Genomic DNA, 18,798 nt, shown 5'->3' on the forward strand with positions numbered 1-18,798 from the left:
AGGCCACGACGCATCAGGCTGCGCAGGAACGCGGTCCAGAACGGCTCGGCCTCCGACGCACCCACCCCCATTCCCAGCACTTCACGGCGGCCATCCGCGTTGACTCCCACAGCGATTATCACGGCCACCGACACGATCCGGCCGGCTTCCCGCACCTTCACGTAGGTCGCGTCGATCCACAGATACGGCCAGTCACGCTCGATCGCGACGTCGACTCGCTGCTGCCGCTGCGACAACACTGATCGATTCGCCGCAACAAGGTGTCACCGCCGGTCGCTTAGCGTTGTCTCACCGGTCAGGCAAATCAATTGTTACAAACGGCAACGCCCCGGACATTGCCGGGGCGTTTCGTTTTCAGCACTGCGGAATGTCACGCTGCGGGCCGGCACGTTTCGTGACGGCGATGTGGCGGCTGGCTTTGGTGCCAACCGCCTGGCGAGGCGATTGCGGCAGGTTGCGTAGGTCAGGCCCCAAGGCGCTTGGCGATGGCCGCGCCGAGGTCGGCCGGCGAACGCACCGTCGTGACACCGGCCTTCTCCAGCGCCGCGAACTTGCCTTCGGCCGTGCCCTGGCCGCCGGAAGCGATGGCGCCGGCGTGGCCCATGCGCTTGCCCGGAGGGGCACTGGCGCCGGCGATGAAACCGACGACCGGCTTGGTGACGTTGTCGGCGATGAACTCGGCGGCTTCCTCTTCGGCGCTGCCTCCGATCTCGCCGACCATGATGATGCCCTCGGTCTGCGGATCGTCCTGGAACAGCGTCAGCGCATCGACGAAGTTCATGCCCTGGATCGGATCGCCACCGATGCCGATGCAGGTGCTCTGGCCAAGGCCGACCTGCGTGGTCTGGAAGACGGCTTCATAGGTCAGCGTGCCGGAGCGGCTGACGATGCCGATCTTGCCCGGCTTGTGGATGTGGCCCGGCATGATGCCGATCTTGCACTCGCCCGGCGTGATGATGCCCGGGCAGTTCGGACCGATCAGCCAGGTGTCCTCGTAGTTCTTCTTGAGGACGTTGTGCACGCGAAGCATGTCCAGCACCGGGATACCTTCGGTAATGCAGACGATGACGCGGATGCCGGCGGACGCGGCTTCCAGGATGGCGTCGGCGGCGAACGGCGGCGGCACGTAGATGACGCTGGCGTCAGCGCCGGTTTCCTCGACGGCCTCGGCGACCGTGTTGAACACCGGCAGGCCGATGTGCTCGCTGCCACCCTTGCCGGGCGTCACGCCACCGACCAGCCTGGTGCCGTAGTCGAGGGCCTGCTGCGAATGGAAAGTACCCTGCGAGCCGGTGAAGCCCTGGCAGATGACCTTGGTGTTCTTGTTGACCAGAACGGACATGGGTGTTCGGCTCCTCAGGCAGCGGCGGCGACGGCTTTCTTGGCCGCGTCGTTGAGATCGGTGGCGGTCTGGATGGCCAGACCGGAATCGGCCAGCAGCTTGCGGCCCTGCTCGACGTTGGTGCCTTCCAGGCGGGCGATCACCGGGATGGTGCAGCCCACTTCCTTGACCGCGTTGATGATGCCCTCGGCGATCAGGTCATTGCGGACAATGCCGCCGAAGATGTTGACGAGGATCGCCTTCACCCTGGGATTGGCGAGGATGATCTTGAAGGCTTCCTTGACGCGTTCGGCATTGGTGCCACCGCCGACGTCGAGGAAGTTGGCGGGCTCGCCGCCGTTGAGCTTGATGACGTCCATGGTCGCCATCGCCAGGCCGGCGCCATTCACCATGCAGGCGATGTTGCCGTCCATGGTGACGTAGTTGAGGTGGTACTTGGCGGCCTCGACCTCGGTGGCGTCTTCCTGCGACTCGTCGCGCATGGCGACCAGTTCCGGATGGCGGAAATCGGCGTTGTCGTCGGAATTGACCTTGCCGTCGAGCGCGTACAGGTCACCGCCCTTGACGATCGCCAGCGGGTTCAGTTCCACCAGCGACAGGTCCTTGGCCATGAACAGGTTGTAGATGCCTGTCATGATCTTCGTGAGCTGGTTGACCTGCTTGGCGGTCAGGCCCATCGCGAAACCGATCTCGCGGCAGCGGTACGGCTGCAGGCCTTCGATGTAGTCCACCTCGACGGTGTGGATGGCCTCCGGGTTCTCTTCCGCCACCTTCTCGATCTCGACACCGCCTTCGGCGGAGACGATGAAGCTGACCGTCTTGCTGGAACGGTCGACCAGGGCACTCAGGTACAGCTCCTTGACGATGTCGGTGGCCTCGGCGACCAGCACCAGGTTCACCGGCAGCGCGCGGCCACCGCTCTGGTAGGTCTCCATGCTCGTGCCGAGCATGCCGGCAGCGGCCGCCTTCACTTCGTCCAGGCTCTTGCAGTACTTGACGCCGCCCGCCTTGCCACGACCACCGGCATGGATCTGCGCCTTCACCATCCAGGCGTCGCCACCCAGGGCCTGGGCCTTCTCGACCGCCTCTTCAGGGGTGGCTGCCGGCTGTCCGGCGGGAACGGGTATGCCGAATTCGGCAAACAACTGCTTGGCCTGGTACTCGTGGAAGTTCATCGATGGGGTTCCTGGGTACGTGCGAACACGGGCGGCTGCCGCCTGCACGCGAAACCGAATGCGTGCACTGGCGGGCCGGAGGAACCGCTATTGTCGGTCCGATGGTGCGCAGCGTCAAAAGCCGCTTGCGGTTGACGCGGCAACGCGAGTGTTCTACGGGGCCGGCGCCGGCACCGGTGGGCCCGGGTCCGGCCGGCCGAGGCCGCGATCGGGCCGGGCATGACTGGACGACGCTGCGGACGATCACCACGTTCTGGCTACACTATGCGGCGTCCAGAAGGGATTAGCCGATGGCCCAGCTCGCGTCGCACAGGAGCCTGCATGTCCTGCTGGTCGCAGTGTTCGCCCTCGTCGCCGCGGCAAGGGTGGCCGCCTCGGATGTGCTCACCCTCGGCCGGATCTCCGACGATCCACGCAACCATTACGCACAGCTCAAGCCCCTGCTCGACTACGTCGTCCCGCGCATGCGCGACGTCGGTATCCGCCAGGGCCGCATCCTGATGGCCCGCGACGCACGCCAGATGGCCAATTACCTGCGCCGGGGCAGCGTCGACTGGGTGACGGAGACGCCGGCCATGGCCGTCGAGCTGCGCAACCTCACTGGCGCGCAGGCCATGCTGCTGACCGAGCGCAGCGGCGTCAGCGCCTACCGGAGTTTCTTCTTCGTCCGGCGCGACAGCGGCATCCATTCGCTGGAGGGGCTGTCCGGACGCAGCATCGCCTTCGAACATGTGGCATCCACCAGCGCCTATCTCGTTCCCGTCATCGAACTTTTGCAGAACGGTCTTCGCCTGGAGCCGTTGACCGCGATCGGCGACGCTCCGCAGGGCCAGGCGGTCGGCTACCTGTTCTCGCGCTCGGAAGCGAACACCGCGATCTGGGTGGCGAAAGGCCTGGTCAGCGCCGGCGTCATCAGCAGCCTGGGCTGGGACAACCCGCGCACGCTGCCAGAAAGCGTGAAGAGCGAGCTGCAGGTCATCCACGAAACCCGGGCGATGCCGCGCGGCCTGGAGCTGGTCCGCGCCGACCTCGACCGACGCGTCCGTGAACGGCTGCGGCAGCTGCTGCTGGCGGCCGCCGACGATCCCGACGCCGCCGATGCAATGCGCGAGTTCTTCGGCGCCACCCGTTTCCTGCCACTGGACGACGTCCACGAACTGCAGCTGGAACGCCTGCGCGACGGTCTCGTGCGGGTGCACCGGGAGGTGGAATGATCGCCGGCAAGGGACTGCGCCGCCGCGTCCTGGTCGCCAGCACCGCGATCACGCTGGTGATCCTCGGCGCCCTGTTCCTGCTGCTGATGCAGGAACGCAGCAGCCGGCGCGAGGTGCTTGCCCTCAACAGCGAAGTGCAGACCCAGCTGGTATCGCAGGTCGCACAGGCCCACGGCATCGCCCTGATCCGCCACCTCGCCGACGCGTTGACAAACGACCTCTACTATTTCGATCTGCGCTCCATCGGCGAGCAGCTGGCGGCTACGCTGCGGCAGCCGCCGATGACCGCGGCGCTGGTATTCGACAGCCAGGGCCGCGTCGTGCACGACGGCAGCCATGACATCTCCACGTACGGATCCTCGCTCAGCCTGGACCTGGTCAAGGCCGCGCTGGCCAGCGACGAAGTCCAGGTCCAGCGCGATGACGGCGTCATCACCGCGGCGCTGCGCATCCGCATCGGCGACGAAGTGCTCGGTGGCGTGCTGACGCGGTTCGGACTGGACGAGTTGAACCACACCGTTGCCAGCGGCAACCAGCGCCTCTCGGCGACGCTGGAGCATGCATCGCGGCAGCGCATCGGCAGCCTCACGCTCCTGCTGGCCTTCAGCACCGTGCTGGCGCTGGCCTCGGGCTGGATCATCCAGCGCTGGATCGTCCGGCCGATCCAGCGCCTGGCGACGGTCGCGCGGGAGATCGAGGCCGGGCAGTACGGCGACTACCAGCTGGACAGCGGCCGTCGCGACGAGATCGGCGAGCTCGAGCGCGTCTTCGAACGCATGAGCCAGCGCATTGCGGAAACCCATCGCAGCGTGGCGCGCAAGGCTTATCAGGACAAGCTGACGGGCCTGCCCAACCGGCGCGCCTTCGACGAGGCACTGGCCGAACACGTCGCCCGCGCCAGGGCCGAGGGATCGCGTTTCGCCTTGATGTTCCTCGACGTGGACAACCTCAAGCAGGTCAATGACACCATCGGCCACGATGCCGGTGACCGCGCGTTGATCCGTTTCGCGCTGCTCGCCGAACGCAGCCTGGAACAGCATTCCGGCGGCAGCGCCTGGCTGGCGCGAATCGGTGGCGACGAATTCGCCGTGCTGGCGCGCGACGAGCCCTTGCCCGACAAGGCGCTGGCGCAGGCCGAAGCCCTGATGCAGCGCATTCGCGCCAGCAGCGATGCCGACCACACCGCGCTCGGCGCGTCGATCGGCATCGCCGTCTATCCAACGCACGCCACGGATGCCAGTGAACTGCTGCGCTGCGCCGACCACGCGATGTACCGCGCCAAACAGCTGGGCAAGAACCAGATCCAGATCTCCGCTTGCACGCCGACGCCGTGATGGCCGACCGAGGCTGCGCGGCGACCCGGCTCAGCCATCCAGCGCCGGCAGGACCAGTTTTTCCCAGACCGCGCCGCCGGGTTCGCTGCGGAAAAAGCCGAAGTGGCCGATCCGGCGCAGGCCGGATCCGGCCGGATCCACGCGCCGCCATGTCTTCGCCGCATTCGCATAGAACGCGTGCAGCGAGACGGTATTCCGTTCGGACATGTACTCGTCGTCGCAGAAGCTCAGGATCGTCATCGGCTGTCCGACACTGGCGTAGGCTTCGCGCAGCCAGTCGCCCTCGATGCCGACGGCATAGTCCGGATGCAGGCACCAGCGCCGCCACTGCGCCATCACACCACGCGGCAGGTCGCCGATCTTGCGCAACCGCCGTCCGGGGAAATAGCCGGCCAGAGGCAACACCACCGGAACGACGACGTACCAGAGCCACCAGACGACGCGCTTCAGTGCCGGCGCATTCTCCCGCCAGTAGCCGCTGCCGGTCGCAACGGTGAGCACGCGATCGACGCGATCACGGTTCGGCACCATTGCGAACAGCTGCCCACCCAGGCTGTGGCCGATCCAGGTCAACGGCTTGCCGGGCGCCAATGCGGCGGCGGCGTCGACCGCGGCGGCGCAATCCCGGCGTGCCCAGGTCAGGACGTCGGCTTCGAGCCGGCGCAACGGGCCACGACGCGAGCGACCGATGCCGCGATAGTCGAAAGTCAGGACATGCCAGCCCTGCCCGGCCAGCCATTCCGAGAACGGCCGGTAGTAGCCCTGGGACACGCCCATGGCCGACGCGATGACGACGGCGCCCTGCACCGGCACGCGAGCCGGGTAGTGGGTCGCGGCCAGTTCGTGGCCGTCGTCCGCGCACAGGGAGAAGGTTCGGGATTCGATCATGGGATCCATACGAATGCGTATGGACTCAGGATAGCAGGCGGGCGGCAACGGTTCACTGCCCGCCATCGTTGCGCACGTGGCGGTTGAAGGCGCGTCGCCGACGAAGGAGCGAGACGTTCCGCGGCCGCTGTCGTCAGATCGAACTGATGCCCTTGAAGGGCGGTAGCACGTCCAGCCCGCTTTCCTCGCGCAGTGCCTGCCGCGAACGCTCCACCCTGGCCGGATCAGGTGGCGACTTCCCCAGGTGCGCGGCGTGTTCGGCGATCAGCAGGTCCACCTGCCACAACGGCGCCGCGTCGGGCACCTCGAGCGCCACGGCGAGCCGCTGGCGCGCACGCTCCAGATCCTCGAGCCGGTCACGATCCGGCACCTGCACCAGCTCGGTCCAGAGAAGGTGGACGCGGGCGCGCGCCGTTCGCGGGCTGTCCTCGCCGACCTGCGCCACATAGGTCTCGAGCGCGTTGGTGAAATGGACCGCCGCTTCCCGCGCCTGTCCTTCCAGCAGCGCCAGCCGCCCGACCGCATCCTCCATCAGCGGATCGAACTGGTCGGCAGTCAGCTGGCGCAGCTCGCGCATCTCGGCATAGGCGCGATCCAGCACCTCCCGCGCTTCACTGAAACGGCCCAGCTCGACCAGTGCGGCGGCGTGGACGCTGCCGAGGACCGCGGTTTCGAACGACGCACCCTCCGTTCGCTCTTGCAGCCACGCCATGCCCTCCTCGATCTCCGGCAGTGCCTCGGCCGCGCGCAGGCTGGCGATCATCAGGCGCGGACGAACCCCTTTCGCCACCAGCACGCGGTCCTTCTCGACCACGGCACCGGAGGCCTCCATGAACTGCAGGTTGTGATCGACCAGCTCGAGCGCCTGCCGGTAGCGGCCGATTCCCATCAGCGCCTGTGCCATCTGGCTGCGTACGATGGTGGTGCGGTTGTGGCCTTCGCCGAATATCTGCTCCATCTCCGGCAGCGCCTGTGCATAGGCCTCCACCGCACGGGCCGGTTTGCCCATGGTCAGGTGCGCCAGCGCGCGACTGGTCTGGATGACCAGCAGGTTGACCTTCGACGTCGATGGATCCTCCAGGAGGATCCGCTCGGCGATGTCGAACTGCTCGATGGCCTCAGGCCCGCGGCCGATGCGCAAGAGCATATGGGCGTAGTCGCTGCGTCGAATGGCGCGGCGCCGCGGCGGGGCATGGGCGTCATTGCTGGCGTCAAGCACATCCTGGTACAGCGGTTCGGCTTCGGCCGGGTGACCGGAACTGGCCAAGGCGTCGGCCAGGATGCCCTTGAAGATGAATCGCCAGTGCGCGGCTTTGACCGACGCGTCGTCGCCGACCAGCGCCAACGCCTCCTCCGCCAGCCCGATGGCTTCCTCGTAGCCATAAAGCTCGAGCCTGACGTAGCCGACCGTCGCCAGGGTCTGCAGGTAATCGTCCGGCGCCACAGCGCGCCACGGTCGCTGCAACTGCAGGGCCACGTCCAGCAACCGCAACGACTCCTCGTAGCGGCCAAGGCTGCGATAGACATCGGCCAGTTCGGTCAGCAGCACGGCGCGGGACGCGGGGTCGTCGGCGAACTGGCGGTCGATGCGCTCAGCTGCACCATCCAGCAGCTCCGCCACCGTGAGGGTCTGCCCTTCCGTCTCCTCCAGGTGGTTGGCGGAAAACAGCTCGCGCATGAAACCGAGGATCTTCTCGCTGCGCAGCTGCTGCTGCCGCTCTGCCTGGAACCATTGCCAGGCGAACAACAGCGACACCGCGAGTGCGGCCGCCAGTATGCCCGTCACGGCCACCGGGAGCCGGTTGCGGCGGAGGAACTTGCGGATCCGGTAGGCGGTACCCAGCCGTCGCGCGCGGATTGGCCGGTTGTCCAGCCAGTTGCGCAGGTCATCGGCCAGTTCGCGCGCGGAACCGTAGCGGTCGCCCGGCTGGAACGCGAGCGCCTTGGCGAGGATGCTGCCGAGATCGCCATTGAGCACGGCGGCAACGCGTTGCGGCGACGTGCCGCGAAGTCCGGCGCGCCGCTTTCTCGCGGCCTCGTCCTGTGGACCGCTGCCGCCCGGCTGCGAAAGCCCCTCCTCACCCGGACGTGCCCGAGGCGCTTCCAACGGCTCGCCACTGAGCAGCTCGAACAGCACCGCGCCCAGCTGGTAGACATCGGTCGCCGTCGTAATGGCCTCGCCGCTGCGTTGCTCGGGCGCTGCGTAGGCTGGCGTCATGATCAGGGTGGACGCTTCGCTGGACGCCGTTTCGTCCATCAGCTTGGCGATGCCGAAATCGAGCAGCCGCGGCCGGCCTTCGGCATCGACGAGGATGTTGGCCGGCTTGATGTCGCGATGGACGACCAGCGCCTGGTGCGCGAACTGCACCGCGGCGCAGACCGGCAGCATCAGGCGCACGCGGTCCTCGATGCCGAGGCGCTGGCGGTCGCACCAGCGCGTGATCGTTTCGCCTTCGACGAACTCCATCGCCAGCCAGGACAGGCCTGATCCGGTGACGCCGCCATCGACAAGATGGGCGATGTTGGGATGATTGAGGCGCGCCAGGATCTGCCGCTCGCGCCCGAAACGCCGCAGCCAGTCCGCCCTGCTTTCGAGCATCAGCTTGATCGCGACCGTCTGTTCGAAGCCGCCCTCGCAGCGTTCGCCTCGCCAGACTTCTCCCATTCCACCGCGACCGATGCACTCGATCAGGCGATAGGCACCGACCCGACCGTCGGGAACCGCCAGTCCGCCCAGCGTGGCGTCGCCACGCCCGCCCGCGGGAACGGTGCGGGTGATGGCGTCGGCGCGTGCAAGCAGGCGCTGTACGCGGTCGCGCAACTCGCTGTCCTGCCCGCAGTGCTCGGACAGCCAGCGATCACGGTCGCCGATGTCGACATCCAGGCCCTGCCTGGCCATCCGCAGCGCACGCGCGTCCAGCGCGTCCGACGGCCGCTCGCGATCACCGGACCGGCTTTCCACGCATCCAGACTGACCGGCCTCGCCGCCGCGGCGCTCACCCACGCATGATCTCCCGGGGAGAATCGTTCCGGCGCCAGTCTATTACCGTGTCACGGCATCATGGAATGCCGGTTGGACGTACCGCCCGCACCGGAATGCCGGAGCCGCTCCAATGTCGCCGCCGGAACCTGCCGTAATCTCGGCAGCGCCTTCGTCAGCCCGGCCTGATGCGGTTCCAGAACGCCTTGGCGGCATCGACCCAGGTGCTCTCGCGGGGCGAATGCCGGGAAGCGTCTTCGCCGAATGTCGACTCGAACTGGTGCAGCAGATCGCGCTGGGCCTGCGTGAGGTTCACGGGCGTCTCGATCACCACCCGGCACAGCAGGTCGCCGGCACCGCCACCCCGCACGGGCGTGACGCCCTTGCCGCGCAGGCGGAAAAGACGGTGGGTCTGGGTTTCCGGCGGCACCTTGACCACCGCTTCGCCATCCAGCGTCGGCACGACCAGTTCGCAACCCAGCGCCGCCTGCGAGAAGCGGATCGGCACTTCGCAGAACAGGTCGCGACCCTGGCGCTGGAAGATCTCGTGCTCACGCACCTGTACTTCGACGTAAAGGTCGCCCGGCTGAGCGCCCGCCGCGGCCTCGCCTTCACCGGCCAGACGGATGCGGTCGCCGGTATCGACGCCGGCAGGAATCTTTACCGACAGGCGTTTCTCGTCTTCGACGTAACCGTCGCCATCGCAGGTCGAGCACGGATTCACCACCCTGCGGCCGCTGCCGCCGCAATGCGGACAGGCCTGCTGCATGGAAAAAATGCCGCGCTGCATGCGCACCTGGCCATGACCGCCGCAGGTGTCGCAGGTCTCGACTTTGCCGTCGTCCGAGCCGGAGCCCTTGCAGCGCTTGCAGACCACGCGCGTCGGGAAGTGGATTTCCTTTTCGACGCCGAAGACGGCTTCTTCCAAATCCAGCTCGATCACGTAGCGCAGGTCGGCGCCGCGACGCGCCTGGCGGCCGCGCGCACCACCGAAGATGTCGCCGAAAATATCGCCGAAGATGTCGCCCAGGTCGTTGAAGCCGCCGGCACCACCGCCGCCCTGCCCGTTCACGCCGGCATGGCCGAACTGGTCGTAGCGCTGCCGCGAGCCGGCATCGCCCAGGACCTCGTACGCTTCCTTCACTTCCTTGAAGCGCTCCTCGGCTTCCTTGTCACCCGGATTGCGGTCCGGATGCAGCTTGGCGGCGAGACGGCGAAACGCGGTCTTCAGTTCGGATTCGGTGGCGGTCTTCTCGACGCCAAGGACTTCGTAATAGCAGCGTTTCATGGGCGCAGGTCAGGCGGGCTTGAGTCTTGCGGCAGGCCGGGTAATCGTTGGTCCTTCAAACGCCGCGAGCCGCGTTCTGCGGCTCGCGGGCGTGCCCCGGTTCGTTCTGGAAGCAATGTGTCCGTCAATCGTCGCAACGGGTGGGCGATCGCACCACCCGTTGCACGGAAGCCGCCAAGCCGGCTTCCCCCCGGTGGACATTACTTCTTGTCGTCGTCGCGCACTTCGGTGAACTCGGCATCGACGACGTCGTCCTGCTGGGCCGAGGCGGCGCCGGCGGCGCCGGCATCGCCACCACCGTGGGCAGCAGCCGCCGCCGCGGCCAGCGACTGCGCCGCCGTCTCCAGCGCGCCGATACGCGATTCGATCAGCGCCTGGTCGTCGCCCTTCATGGCCGACTCCAGGTCCGACAGCGCGCCCTCGATGCCCGCCATCTGCTCGCCCGGCACCTTGTCGCCGTGCTCCTTCAGCGCGCTGCGCGTCGCGTGCACCAGGCCGTCGGCCTTGTTGCGCGTCGCCACCAGCGCCTGGAACTTCTGGTCTTCCTCGCGGTGCGCTTCGGCGTCCTGGACCATCTGCTGGATCTCGGCCTCGGACAGGCCGGAACCGGCCTTGATCTCGATCTTCTGTTCCTTGCCGGTCTTCTTGTCCTTGGCCGACACGTGCAGGATGCCGTTGGCGTCGATGTCGAAGGTGACCTCGATCTGCGGCATGCCACGCGGCGCCGGATCGATGCCCGCCAGGTCGAACTTGGCCAGCGACTTGTTGTAGCGGGCCTGTTCACGCTCGCCCTGCAGGACATGCACGGTCACGGCGTTCTGGTTGTCCTCGGCGGTGGAGAACACCTGCGTGTTCTTGGTCGGGATGGTGGTGTTCTTCTCGATCAGCTTGGTGAACACGCCACCCAGCGTCTCGATGCCCAGCGACAGCGGCGTCACGTCCAGCAGCAGCACGTCCTTGACATCGCCGGACAGCACGCCGCCCTGGGTCGCGGCACCGACGGCCACGGCCTCGTCGGGATTGACGTCCTTTCGCGGCTCCTTGCCGAAGAACTGCGAGACCGCCTGCTGGACCTTCGGCATGCGGGTCTGGCCGCCGACCAGGATGACCTCGTCGATGTCGGAGACCTTCAGGCCGGCGTCGTTCAGCGCCGTCCGGCAGGGCCCCAGCGTGCGCTGCACCAGCTCGTCGACCAGCGACTCCAGCTTGGCGCGCGTGACGCGGATGTTCAGGTGCTTCGGACCGGAGGCGTCGGCCGTGATGTACGGCAGGTTGACGTCGGTTTGCTGCGCGCTGGACAGCTCGATCTTGGCGCGCTCGGCAGCGTCCTTCAGGCGCTGCAGGGCGAGCGGATCGGTGCGCAGGTCGATGCCCTGCTCCTTCTTGAACTCGTCGACAAGGTAGTCGATCAGGCGGCTGTCGAAATCCTCGCCACCCAGGAAGGTATCGCCGTTGGTGGCCAGCACTTCGAACTGCTTCTCGCCGTCGATCTCGGCGATCTCGATCACCGACACGTCGAAGGTGCCGCCGCCCAGGTCATAGACCACGATCTTGCGGTCCTTGCCCAGCGACTTGTCGAGGCCGTAGGCCAGCGCCGCCGCCGTCGGCTCGTTGATGATGCGCTTGACGTCCAGGCCGGCGATTTTGCCCGCTTCCTTGGTCGCCTGGCGCTGCGAGTCGTTGAAGTACGCCGGCACGGTGATCACCGCCTCGGTGACCGGCTCGCCCAGGAAGTCCTCGGCGGTCTTCTTCATCTTCATCAGCACGTGCGCCGACACCTGCTGTGGCGCCAGCTTGCTGCCGTCGGCCTTCGCCACCCAGGCGTCGCCATTGTCGTGCTGGACGATGGAATACGGCACCAGGTCGATGTCCTTCTTGACCTCGGCGTCGGTGAACTTGCGGCCGATGAGGCGCTTCACCGCGAAGAAGGTGTTCTTGGGATTGGTGACGGCCTGGCGCTTGGCCGGCTGACCGACCAGCACTTCACCATCCTTGCCGAAGGCCACCACCGACGGCGTCGTGCGATCGCCCTCGGCGTTCTCGATCACGCGCGCCTTGCCACCTTCAAGGATGGCCACGCACGAGTTGGTGGTGCCCAGGTCGATACCAATGATCTTGCCCATGTGTCTGTTGCTCCGAATGTCGGGGCCGTTGCCGGCCGCAATGTCTCTGTCTGTCCCGGGAAATGGGGCGTCCGCAAGCCGTTTCAAGCGCCCGTCGCCGCTTCGTGCGGCGGTCAGTCGGCGCCCTTGGCGACGACGACCAGCGCCGGGCGCAGGACGCGCTCGTGCAGGCGGTAACCCTTCTGCAGCACCGCGATCACGGTGTTCTCCGGATGCTCGGCGCTGGGCTGGGCGGAAATGGCCTGGTGTTCGGCCGGATCGAAGGCCTGGCCGGCCGGGTCGATCTGGGCCAGCCCGTGCTTTTCCAGCGCGCTGGCGAACTGCTTCATGGTCAGCTCCAGGCCCTCGCGGGCCGGATCGTCGGCGCCGACCGCGGCCAGGCCCTGCTCAAGACTGTCGGCCACCGGCAGCAGGTCGCCGAGGATGCGCTCGCCGCCGAACTTGCGGGCCGCCTCCATCTCGCGCATCAGCCGCTTGCGCAGGTTGTCCATCTCGGCACGCGTGCGCAGCACTTCCTCGCGCGCGGCCGCCAGCTGCTGCTCGATCTGTCCGAGCTCCTGCTCGGCGGCATCCAGGCTGGACTGGGCGTCCTGGTCTTCGAAGGATTCGTCGTGGTGCTGCTGGCTGTGGTTCATGTCGTCTTCCATAGGTCTGGGCAGGACGTCGCCGTACCCGCCTCGGCCGGCAGCGCCCTGTTCGATGGTTGTCCTGTCTTATTGGGCCGGCCGGCCGCCATTCAAGACGCTGGAGAGCACCTGCGAGGCGGCCTGCACCATGGGAATGACGCGTTCATAGGCCATGCGGGTCGGTCCGATGACACCCAGCACGCCGAGGATGCGGCCCTCGCTGCCGTAGGGGGCGGCGATCAGGCTGCACTGGTCCAGCGGCCCGACACCGGATTCCTCGCCGATGAACAGGCGGACGCCACGGGCGTGGATGCAGCGGTCCATCAGCTGCAGCAGTTCCTGCTTGCGGTTGAAGGTATCGAAGAGGTTGCGCAGGCGCTCGACGTTCGCCAGCTCCTGCACCCCCATCAGGTTGGTCTGCCCGCTGAGGACCACGTCCTCGCCGGTGGCCACGTCCAGGGCGGCGCCGGCGATCTCGACCGTCGTCTTCATGGTGGCGTTCATGGCCACGCGCGCCTCGTCCAGTTCGCTCAGCAGGCGCTGGCGGATCTGCGTCAGGCTGAGGCCGGCGTAGTGGGCGTTGAGGTAGTTGGCGACCTGCTCCAGTTCGGAGCGGCTGTACGGGCGGGCCGTCTCGATCACCCGGTTCTGCACCTCGTTGTCGGTGAACACCAGGATGACCAGCACGCGCTGTCCATCCAGCGGCACGAAATCGATGTGCCGGAAAGCGAACGCCTCGCGACGCGGCACGGTCACCAGGCCGACGAAGTGCGTCGCCGCCGACAGCAGGCCGGACACCGAATTCAGCAGGTCCTGGGTCCCGGCCGGCGAGCCCAGTTCGGAGCGCAGGCGCTCGATCTCGCGCTCGGCCAGCGGCTGCACTTCGAGCAGCGAATCCACGAACACGCGATAGCCCTGCGTGGTGGGGATCCGGCCCGCCGAGGTATGCGGCGCCGCCACCAGCCCGATCTCCTCGAGGTCGGCCAGCACGTTGCGGATGGTCGCCGGGCTCACGTCCAGGCCGGACTGCTTGGCCAGCGTGCGCGACCCGACCGGCTGTCCATCGCGGATGTACTGGGCGATCAGGGCGCGAAGCAGCCGCCGCGAGCGGGAATCGAGCAGGTCGGACTGGGCGGGACGGGTCATGCGCGGCTTCAGAGGGGTTCCGGGTCAAATATGGTGCACCCGGGGGCGATTTCCAAGCGTGCTCACCGGTTGAGACAGCCGCCGGCGCCAGAATGCATGGACCGGGCGCGCCCACCCTTACAATGCCGGCCATGCTGACCCAGCTTACCGTCCGCGACTTCGCCATCGTCGAAGCCGTTGAACTCACCCTTGGTGCCGGCCTGACCGTGGTCAGCGGCGAAACCGGTGCCGGCAAGTCCCTGCTGGTCGATGCGCTGCTGCTGCTGTCCGGCACGCGCGCCGACAGCGGCGTCGTGCGCGCCGGCTGCGAGCGCGCTGAACTGGCCGCCGCCTTCGATCTCGCCGCCCTGCCGGCGGTGCGCGCCTGGCTGGCCGAGCGCGATCTCGATGACGACGACCAGTGCCTGTTGCGGCGAGTCATCCGCAGCGAAGGCGCCTCGCGGGCCTGGATCAATGGCCGTCCGGTGCCGGCGCAGACACTGGCGGAACTGGCAACGCAGCTGGTCGAGATCCACGGCCAGCACGAACACCAGGCGCTGCTCGACCGCGCCGCCCAGCTCGACCTGCTCGATCGCCACGGTGACCATGGCACGGTGCTGGCGCAGGTCGCCCGGACGGCTGGGGCCTGGCGCGACCTCGAGCGCCAGCGCAAGGAACTCGCCCGCCAGGGTGGCAGCGATCCGCGCCACCTTGACCACCTGCGCCATGAACTGGCGGAGCTGCAGCGCCATGCGCTCGCCGCCGAGGCCCTGGCGGAGCTCGAACAGGAACATCACCGCCTGTCGCACCAGGGCGACACGCTGGCCGCCTGCGCCGACGCGCGACGCCTGCTCGACGACGAAGGCGCCGTACTCAGCCAGCTCGTGCGCGCCCGCCAGCAGCTGGAGAACGCCGCTGGCGGCGATCCCGGCCTGGGCGCCGTCATCGAACTGCTGGCCGCGGCGGAAGTGGAAGTGCGCGAATCGGTACAGGCACTGGACCGTCATCTCGACGGTGCCGACCTCGATCCCGATCGCCTGGCCCAGATCGACGCGCAGCTGTCGCGCCTGCACGACCTGGCACGAAAGCACCGCGTCCCCGTGCCGCAACTGGCGGAACGTCGCGACGCCCTTGCGGAAGAACTGGCGTCCGCTGAAAACGCCGGTGAAGCCCTTGCACAACTGGACACGCGCCAGGCCGGGGCGCTGTCGTCGTGGCGCGAGGCGGCGGCGAGGCTGTCGCGCGCACGCCGGGACACGGCGGCACGCCTTTCGGCGCAGGTCACCGCGCTGATGGCCGAACTGGGCATGGCCGGCGGCGCATTCCGGATCGAACTGGACGACACCGGCGACGGCGTCCCCGATCCGATGGGCAGCGAACGCTGCGAGTTCCTGGTCAGCGCCAATCCGGGCCAGCCGTTGCGCCCCTTGCGCAAGGTCGCGTCGGGCGGCGAGCTTTCCCGTATCGCGCTGGCGATCGAAGTGGCGGCGCTGGGCGACGACCCGGTGCCGACCATGGTGTTCGACGAAGTCGACAGCGGCGTCGGCGGCGCGGTCGCCGAGATCCTCGGGCAGAAGCTCCGTCGCCTGGGCGGCCATGCGCAGGTGCTGTGCGTGACCCATCTTCCGCAGGTGGCGGCGCAGGGCCATCGGCACATCCGTGTCCACAAGCAAGCGCAGGAAGGCCACACGCGGACGCAGCTCGACCTGCTCGATGACGAAGCGCGGCTGCAGGAAATCGCGCGCATGCTCGGCGGCGTGGAACTGACCGAGGCCACGTATGCCCATGCCCGGCAGATGCTGGAACGCGCGCGCCAGGAGGGCGGCGGCTGGTCCGCGCGGCGACGGATGCAATCGCCGACCCGCAAGGACACGTCGCCTACCTGACCGAAGTGCCTGCAACAGTCGCGTTGCGACGATGGCGCGGTCCACGGGCACCCAGTCCGCGGCATTGCGCCATACGGGTGGGCAGCAAGACCGCTCGAGCCGGCTGCCATGCATCGCATGGCCGGCCGCAGTCGTTCTGCATGGGCTTCGACGGCCGGAATAGGACCGTCGAGCCCGTTCACCGGCAGATGCGCGCCGCACCCCGGTCGAAATGGAAATGGTCGGCATGCGCCCGGTTGTAGTCCGGGCCCAGCACCGCATCGAAATAGTGGCAGGCGCCGTCGCGCAGCGCCCGCAGGAACCGGCTGTTCGCGTCCGGGTGATCCCCGTTGCTGGAAGGCACAACGCCCGGGAAGGATGCGCTGGCCCTGTCCGCTGGCGTCCAGTGCGCCAGCACGCGGATGCGACGTCCATCGGCGAGGACGAAGCCGGCGATATCCAGCGCATCCGCGGTCGCATGGCGGCTTCGTCGCCGCCCGTCTTCGCCGTAGAGATTGCGGCAGGCGTACGAGCCGAGGTGCTCCAGTTTCACCACCGGCGACGCCAGGTGTTCATCGGCCGCCGGTTGCATGACATGGCGTTCCCACAACGCCAGTGACAGCGCGGCCGGGCAACCCAGCGCGAACGCCTCGCCGACGTCGACGTTCATCCGCTCGATCCGGAACGCATGGGTGAATCCGCAGCCCGGCCCGGTGACCGCATCGGGCAATGACGTGGCACGAAACCCGGAACGTGACAGCGCGGCACGGCACGCTTCCGGATCGCCCGAGGCACGCTGCAGCTTGAAGCGCGTCAGCAGGTTCGGTGTCGCCTCGATGTCCAGCGGCGCCCACGGGTTCCAGCGATCGGGGATCACCAGGTGACCACTGCGGAGCGCCCAGGCCAGCAACAGCAGGCAGAGCAGGAACAGCCAGCCGGACAGGCTGCGGCGAGGCGGCGATGGCAGGACCATGCCGGCAGTGTGACGGGCCGGGCCTGAACCGGCCTGGCGCGGACCTTTGCAGGCGTGCGAGGCGCAGCGTCAGGTCCAGTCCGTCAAGCCTTCGCGACGGTAGACCTCGGCAAAGGACGGCAGCGCCTTCATCCGCTGGGCGTAGGCCTGCAGTACCGGCCAGCTGTCCGTCGGCCGTGGCATGTTGCGCGACCAGCGCATCAGCATCGTCAGCAGGAAATCGACGACGCAGCGTTGTTCGCCGAGCAGGAAAGGACCATGGACCTGCAGATGATCGGCCACGTGTTGCCAGGCCGCCTCGATATCGTTTCGCGCCTGCGCCTTCGCAGCCTCGACATGTTCGGGTCCTGCCGGCTCTTCGGGATAGAACCAGTCGCGATAGGCCGGCTGCAGCGTGTTGGCGCAGAAGAAGGCCCAGCGGTAAAAGCGGGCCCGTTCGGGCGAACCGGGAGCGGGTGCCAGGCCTGCGCGTGGATGCAGATCGGCCAGGTGCAGGATGATCGCCGCCGCTTCGGTCAGCACCTGGCCGTCGATGACCAGCGTCGGCACCCTGCCCTGCGGATTGATCTGCAGGTAGGTCGGGGATTTCTGTTCGCGTTTCGCGAAGTCGAGCTGGCGCAGCTGGTGCGGCAGGTCCAGCTCGATCAGCAACCAGTGGACGACCAGGGAAGCGGTACTCGGCGAACCGTAGAGAACAATGGACATGCTGGCCTCCTCGCGATGCCGCGGCAGTCTAGCGCGGCAAAGGTCCGGCGGCGGAACCGGCATGGGCGAACGCACACTGCTTCCGCCACGGCGCACCCAAGCGGCCCCGCCGTGCGGCGCCCGTTTCAGCGCCACGCGACCGGAGCGTCCGGCACCGCTCCGGTCAACGGCGAAACGGATTGCCTGGCGTCGGTCAGGGGCGGGATACGCAATGCAGCACGCCGAACCGCCATCGGTATGCGAGGATCGTGAAACGAATCCACGGGAAGGGAGATCCGGGAATGCAATCGACGCTGCTGACGACGCTGCTCCTGCCGCTTGCGTTGGGAATCATCATGCTGGGCCTCGGCCTGGGTCTCGCCCTTGACGATTTCCGCCGCATCGCGCGCTATCCGCGGGCGGTCATCATCGGCCTGGTGTTGCAGATCGGCGTGTTGCCCTGGGCCGCCTTCGGACTTGCCCTGCTGCTGGACCTGCCGGCAGAGCTGGCTGTCGGTCTCATGCTGCTGGCGGCGTCGCCGGGCGGCGCCACCGCCAACATCTACAGCCATCTGGCACGCGGCGATGTCGCGCTCAACATCACGTTGACCGCGGTCAACAGCGTGCTCTGCCTGGTCACGCTGCCGGTCATCCTGGATCTGTCGCTGCGCTGGTTCCTCGGTGCCGGACAGTACATCCCGCCCCCGGTCGGGAAGATCATCGAGGTGGCGGCGATCATCCTGTTGCCCGTGGCGATCGGCATGGTCATCCGCGCCTGCGCACCCGGCTTCGCCGTGCGCATGGAAAAACCGATCCGCCTGCTGTCTGTGCTGGTCCTGGTGCTGCTGATCGTTGCCACCGTCGTCCAGGCCCACCAGGCGCTGCTGGCCTACTTCGCCGCCATTGGCCTGGCCTGCCTGCTGTTCAATCTCGCCAGCATGGGCGTCGGCTATGCGGCGCCCCTTGCGATGAAGCTGCCGCGCCGGCAGGCCATCGCGATCGCCATGGAGATCGGCATCCATAACGGAACACTGGCGATCTTCATTGCGCTGAACGTGTTGCAGAACGCGACGATGTCCATCCCAGCCGCGGTCTACAGCCTGATGATGTTCTTCACCGCCGCCGTGTTCGCGGTCTGGCTGGTGCGCGGGCGGCGGTCTCCTGACAGCTGAGCCAAACGG

Annotated in this window: 14 protein-coding genes and 1 pseudogene; 4 read left to right on the top strand and 11 right to left on the bottom strand. The window is 67.7% G+C overall.

Annotated features, from left to right (window positions below; translation table 11 throughout):
* The 3 genes and pseudogenes from EDC25_RS10145 to sucC all read right to left on the bottom strand — a co-directional run.
* Nucleotides 1-203: pseudogene (locus EDC25_RS10145) on the bottom strand (transposase); the annotation flags it as partial.
* A gap of 260 nt (nt 204-463) precedes the next feature.
* The gene (sucD, locus tag EDC25_RS10150) at nt 464-1,342 is read right to left on the bottom strand and encodes a succinate--CoA ligase subunit alpha (RefSeq protein WP_123522194.1); all 879 of its coding nucleotides are present in this window, start codon (nt 1,340-1,342) and stop codon (nt 464-466) included.
* A 14-nt stretch (nt 1,343-1,356) separates the two neighbouring features.
* Complete coding sequence (gene sucC / locus EDC25_RS10155; protein ID WP_123522195.1) at nt 1,357-2,517, bottom strand: ADP-forming succinate--CoA ligase subunit beta; 1,161 nt, start codon at nt 2,515-2,517, stop codon at nt 1,357-1,359.
* Between the two features lie 290 nt (nt 2,518-2,807).
* Here sucC and EDC25_RS10160 point away from each other — a divergent pair, with 290 nt between their 5' ends.
* Together EDC25_RS10160 and EDC25_RS10165 are read left to right on the top strand one after the other, a co-directional pair.
* On the top strand, nt 2,808-3,731 hold the full coding sequence (locus EDC25_RS10160; protein ID WP_123522196.1) for a phosphate/phosphite/phosphonate ABC transporter substrate-binding protein: 924 nt from the start codon (nt 2,808-2,810) through the stop codon (nt 3,729-3,731).
* Nucleotides 3,728-5,065, top strand: a complete 1,338-nt coding sequence (locus EDC25_RS10165; RefSeq protein ID WP_123522197.1) for a sensor domain-containing diguanylate cyclase — start codon at nt 3,728-3,730, stop codon at nt 5,063-5,065. The genes EDC25_RS10160 and EDC25_RS10165 overlap by 4 nt, the downstream gene beginning before the upstream one ends.
* 30 nt (nt 5,066-5,095) lie before the next feature.
* Here EDC25_RS10165 and EDC25_RS10170 read toward each other — a convergent pair whose 3' ends face one another.
* The 6 genes from EDC25_RS10170 to hrcA all read right to left on the bottom strand — a co-directional run bounded on the left by EDC25_RS10170 (nt 5,096) and on the right by hrcA (nt 14,116).
* Nucleotides 5,096-5,953 carry an alpha/beta hydrolase family protein gene (locus EDC25_RS10170; protein WP_205984974.1) on the bottom strand — a complete coding sequence of 286 codons (858 nt, stop codon included), beginning with the start codon at nt 5,951-5,953 and terminating at the stop codon, nt 5,096-5,098.
* 133 nt (nt 5,954-6,086) lie between these two features.
* Nucleotides 6,087-8,915 (bottom strand): serine/threonine-protein kinase, encoded by a 2,829-nt coding sequence (locus tag EDC25_RS10175; RefSeq protein ID WP_132577479.1) that lies wholly within the window; start codon nt 8,913-8,915, stop codon nt 6,087-6,089.
* 193 nt (nt 8,916-9,108) lie between these two features.
* On the bottom strand, nt 9,109-10,221 hold the full coding sequence (gene dnaJ / locus EDC25_RS10180) for a molecular chaperone DnaJ (protein ID WP_123522200.1): 1,113 nt from the start codon (nt 10,219-10,221) through the stop codon (nt 9,109-9,111).
* A gap of 200 nt (nt 10,222-10,421) precedes the next feature.
* Complete coding sequence (gene dnaK, locus EDC25_RS10185; protein WP_123522201.1) at nt 10,422-12,344, bottom strand: molecular chaperone DnaK; 1,923 nt, start codon at nt 12,342-12,344, stop codon at nt 10,422-10,424.
* Nucleotides 12,345-12,457: 113 nt separating this feature from the next.
* On the bottom strand, nt 12,458-12,979 hold the full coding sequence (gene grpE, locus EDC25_RS10190) for a nucleotide exchange factor GrpE (RefSeq protein ID WP_123522256.1): 522 nt from the start codon (nt 12,977-12,979) through the stop codon (nt 12,458-12,460).
* Nucleotides 12,980-13,057: 78 nt separating this feature from the next.
* On the bottom strand, nt 13,058-14,116 hold the full coding sequence (hrcA, locus tag EDC25_RS10195) for a heat-inducible transcriptional repressor HrcA (protein ID WP_123522202.1): 1,059 nt from the start codon (nt 14,114-14,116) through the stop codon (nt 13,058-13,060).
* Nucleotides 14,117-14,247: 131 nt separating this feature from the next.
* On the opposite strand from hrcA, the gene recN reads away from it, so the two are divergent.
* Nucleotides 14,248-15,981 (top strand): DNA repair protein RecN, encoded by a 1,734-nt coding sequence (recN, locus tag EDC25_RS10200; RefSeq protein ID WP_123522257.1) that lies wholly within the window; start codon nt 14,248-14,250, stop codon nt 15,979-15,981.
* A gap of 178 nt (nt 15,982-16,159) precedes the next feature.
* Here recN and EDC25_RS10205 read toward each other — a convergent pair whose 3' ends face one another.
* Both EDC25_RS10205 and EDC25_RS10210 read right to left on the bottom strand, forming a co-directional pair.
* Entirely contained in the window at nt 16,160-16,933 is a 774-nt protein-coding gene (locus EDC25_RS10205; protein ID WP_123522203.1) for an extensin-like domain-containing protein, read from the bottom strand.
* A gap of 69 nt (nt 16,934-17,002) precedes the next feature.
* Nucleotides 17,003-17,638 carry a glutathione S-transferase family protein gene (locus EDC25_RS10210; protein WP_123522204.1) on the bottom strand — a complete coding sequence of 212 codons (636 nt, stop codon included), beginning with the start codon at nt 17,636-17,638 and terminating at the stop codon, nt 17,003-17,005.
* Nucleotides 17,639-17,919: 281 nt separating this feature from the next.
* Here EDC25_RS10210 and EDC25_RS10215 point away from each other — a divergent pair, with 281 nt between their 5' ends.
* The gene (locus EDC25_RS10215; protein WP_123522205.1) at nt 17,920-18,789 is read left to right on the top strand and encodes a bile acid:sodium symporter family protein; all 870 of its coding nucleotides are present in this window, start codon (nt 17,920-17,922) and stop codon (nt 18,787-18,789) included.
* The last annotated feature ends 9 nt before the right edge of the window (nt 18,790-18,798 follow it).

Source organism: Pseudofulvimonas gallinarii (assembly GCF_004343305.1).
Classification (GTDB): domain Bacteria; phylum Pseudomonadota; class Gammaproteobacteria; order Xanthomonadales; family UBA2363; genus Pseudofulvimonas; species Pseudofulvimonas gallinarii.

Coding starts and splice junctions, on each gene's coding strand:
- grpE (WP_123522256.1), bottom strand. CDS start 12,979: ATGAACCACAGCCAGCAGCACCACGACGAATCCTTCGAAGACCAGGAC.
- dnaJ (WP_123522200.1), bottom strand. CDS start 10,221: ATGAAACGCTGCTATTACGAAGTCCTTGGCGTCGAGAAGACCGCCACC.
- sucD (WP_123522194.1), bottom strand. CDS start 1,342: ATGTCCGTTCTGGTCAACAAGAACACCAAGGTCATCTGCCAGGGCTTC.
- EDC25_RS10205 (WP_123522203.1), bottom strand. CDS start 16,933: ATGGTCCTGCCATCGCCGCCTCGCCGCAGCCTGTCCGGCTGGCTGTTC.
- dnaK (WP_123522201.1), bottom strand. CDS start 12,344: ATGGGCAAGATCATTGGTATCGACCTGGGCACCACCAACTCGTGCGTG.
- EDC25_RS10210 (WP_123522204.1), bottom strand. CDS start 17,638: ATGTCCATTGTTCTCTACGGTTCGCCGAGTACCGCTTCCCTGGTCGTC.
- EDC25_RS10165 (WP_123522197.1), top strand. CDS start 3,728: ATGATCGCCGGCAAGGGACTGCGCCGCCGCGTCCTGGTCGCCAGCACC.
- EDC25_RS10170 (WP_205984974.1), bottom strand. CDS start 5,953: ATGATCGAATCCCGAACCTTCTCCCTGTGCGCGGACGACGGCCACGAA.
- sucC (WP_123522195.1), bottom strand. CDS start 2,517: ATGAACTTCCACGAGTACCAGGCCAAGCAGTTGTTTGCCGAATTCGGC.
- EDC25_RS10215 (WP_123522205.1), top strand. CDS start 17,920: ATGCAATCGACGCTGCTGACGACGCTGCTCCTGCCGCTTGCGTTGGGA.
- recN (WP_123522257.1), top strand. CDS start 14,248: ATGCTGACCCAGCTTACCGTCCGCGACTTCGCCATCGTCGAAGCCGTT.
- hrcA (WP_123522202.1), bottom strand. CDS start 14,116: ATGACCCGTCCCGCCCAGTCCGACCTGCTCGATTCCCGCTCGCGGCGG.
- EDC25_RS10160 (WP_123522196.1), top strand. CDS start 2,808: ATGGCCCAGCTCGCGTCGCACAGGAGCCTGCATGTCCTGCTGGTCGCA.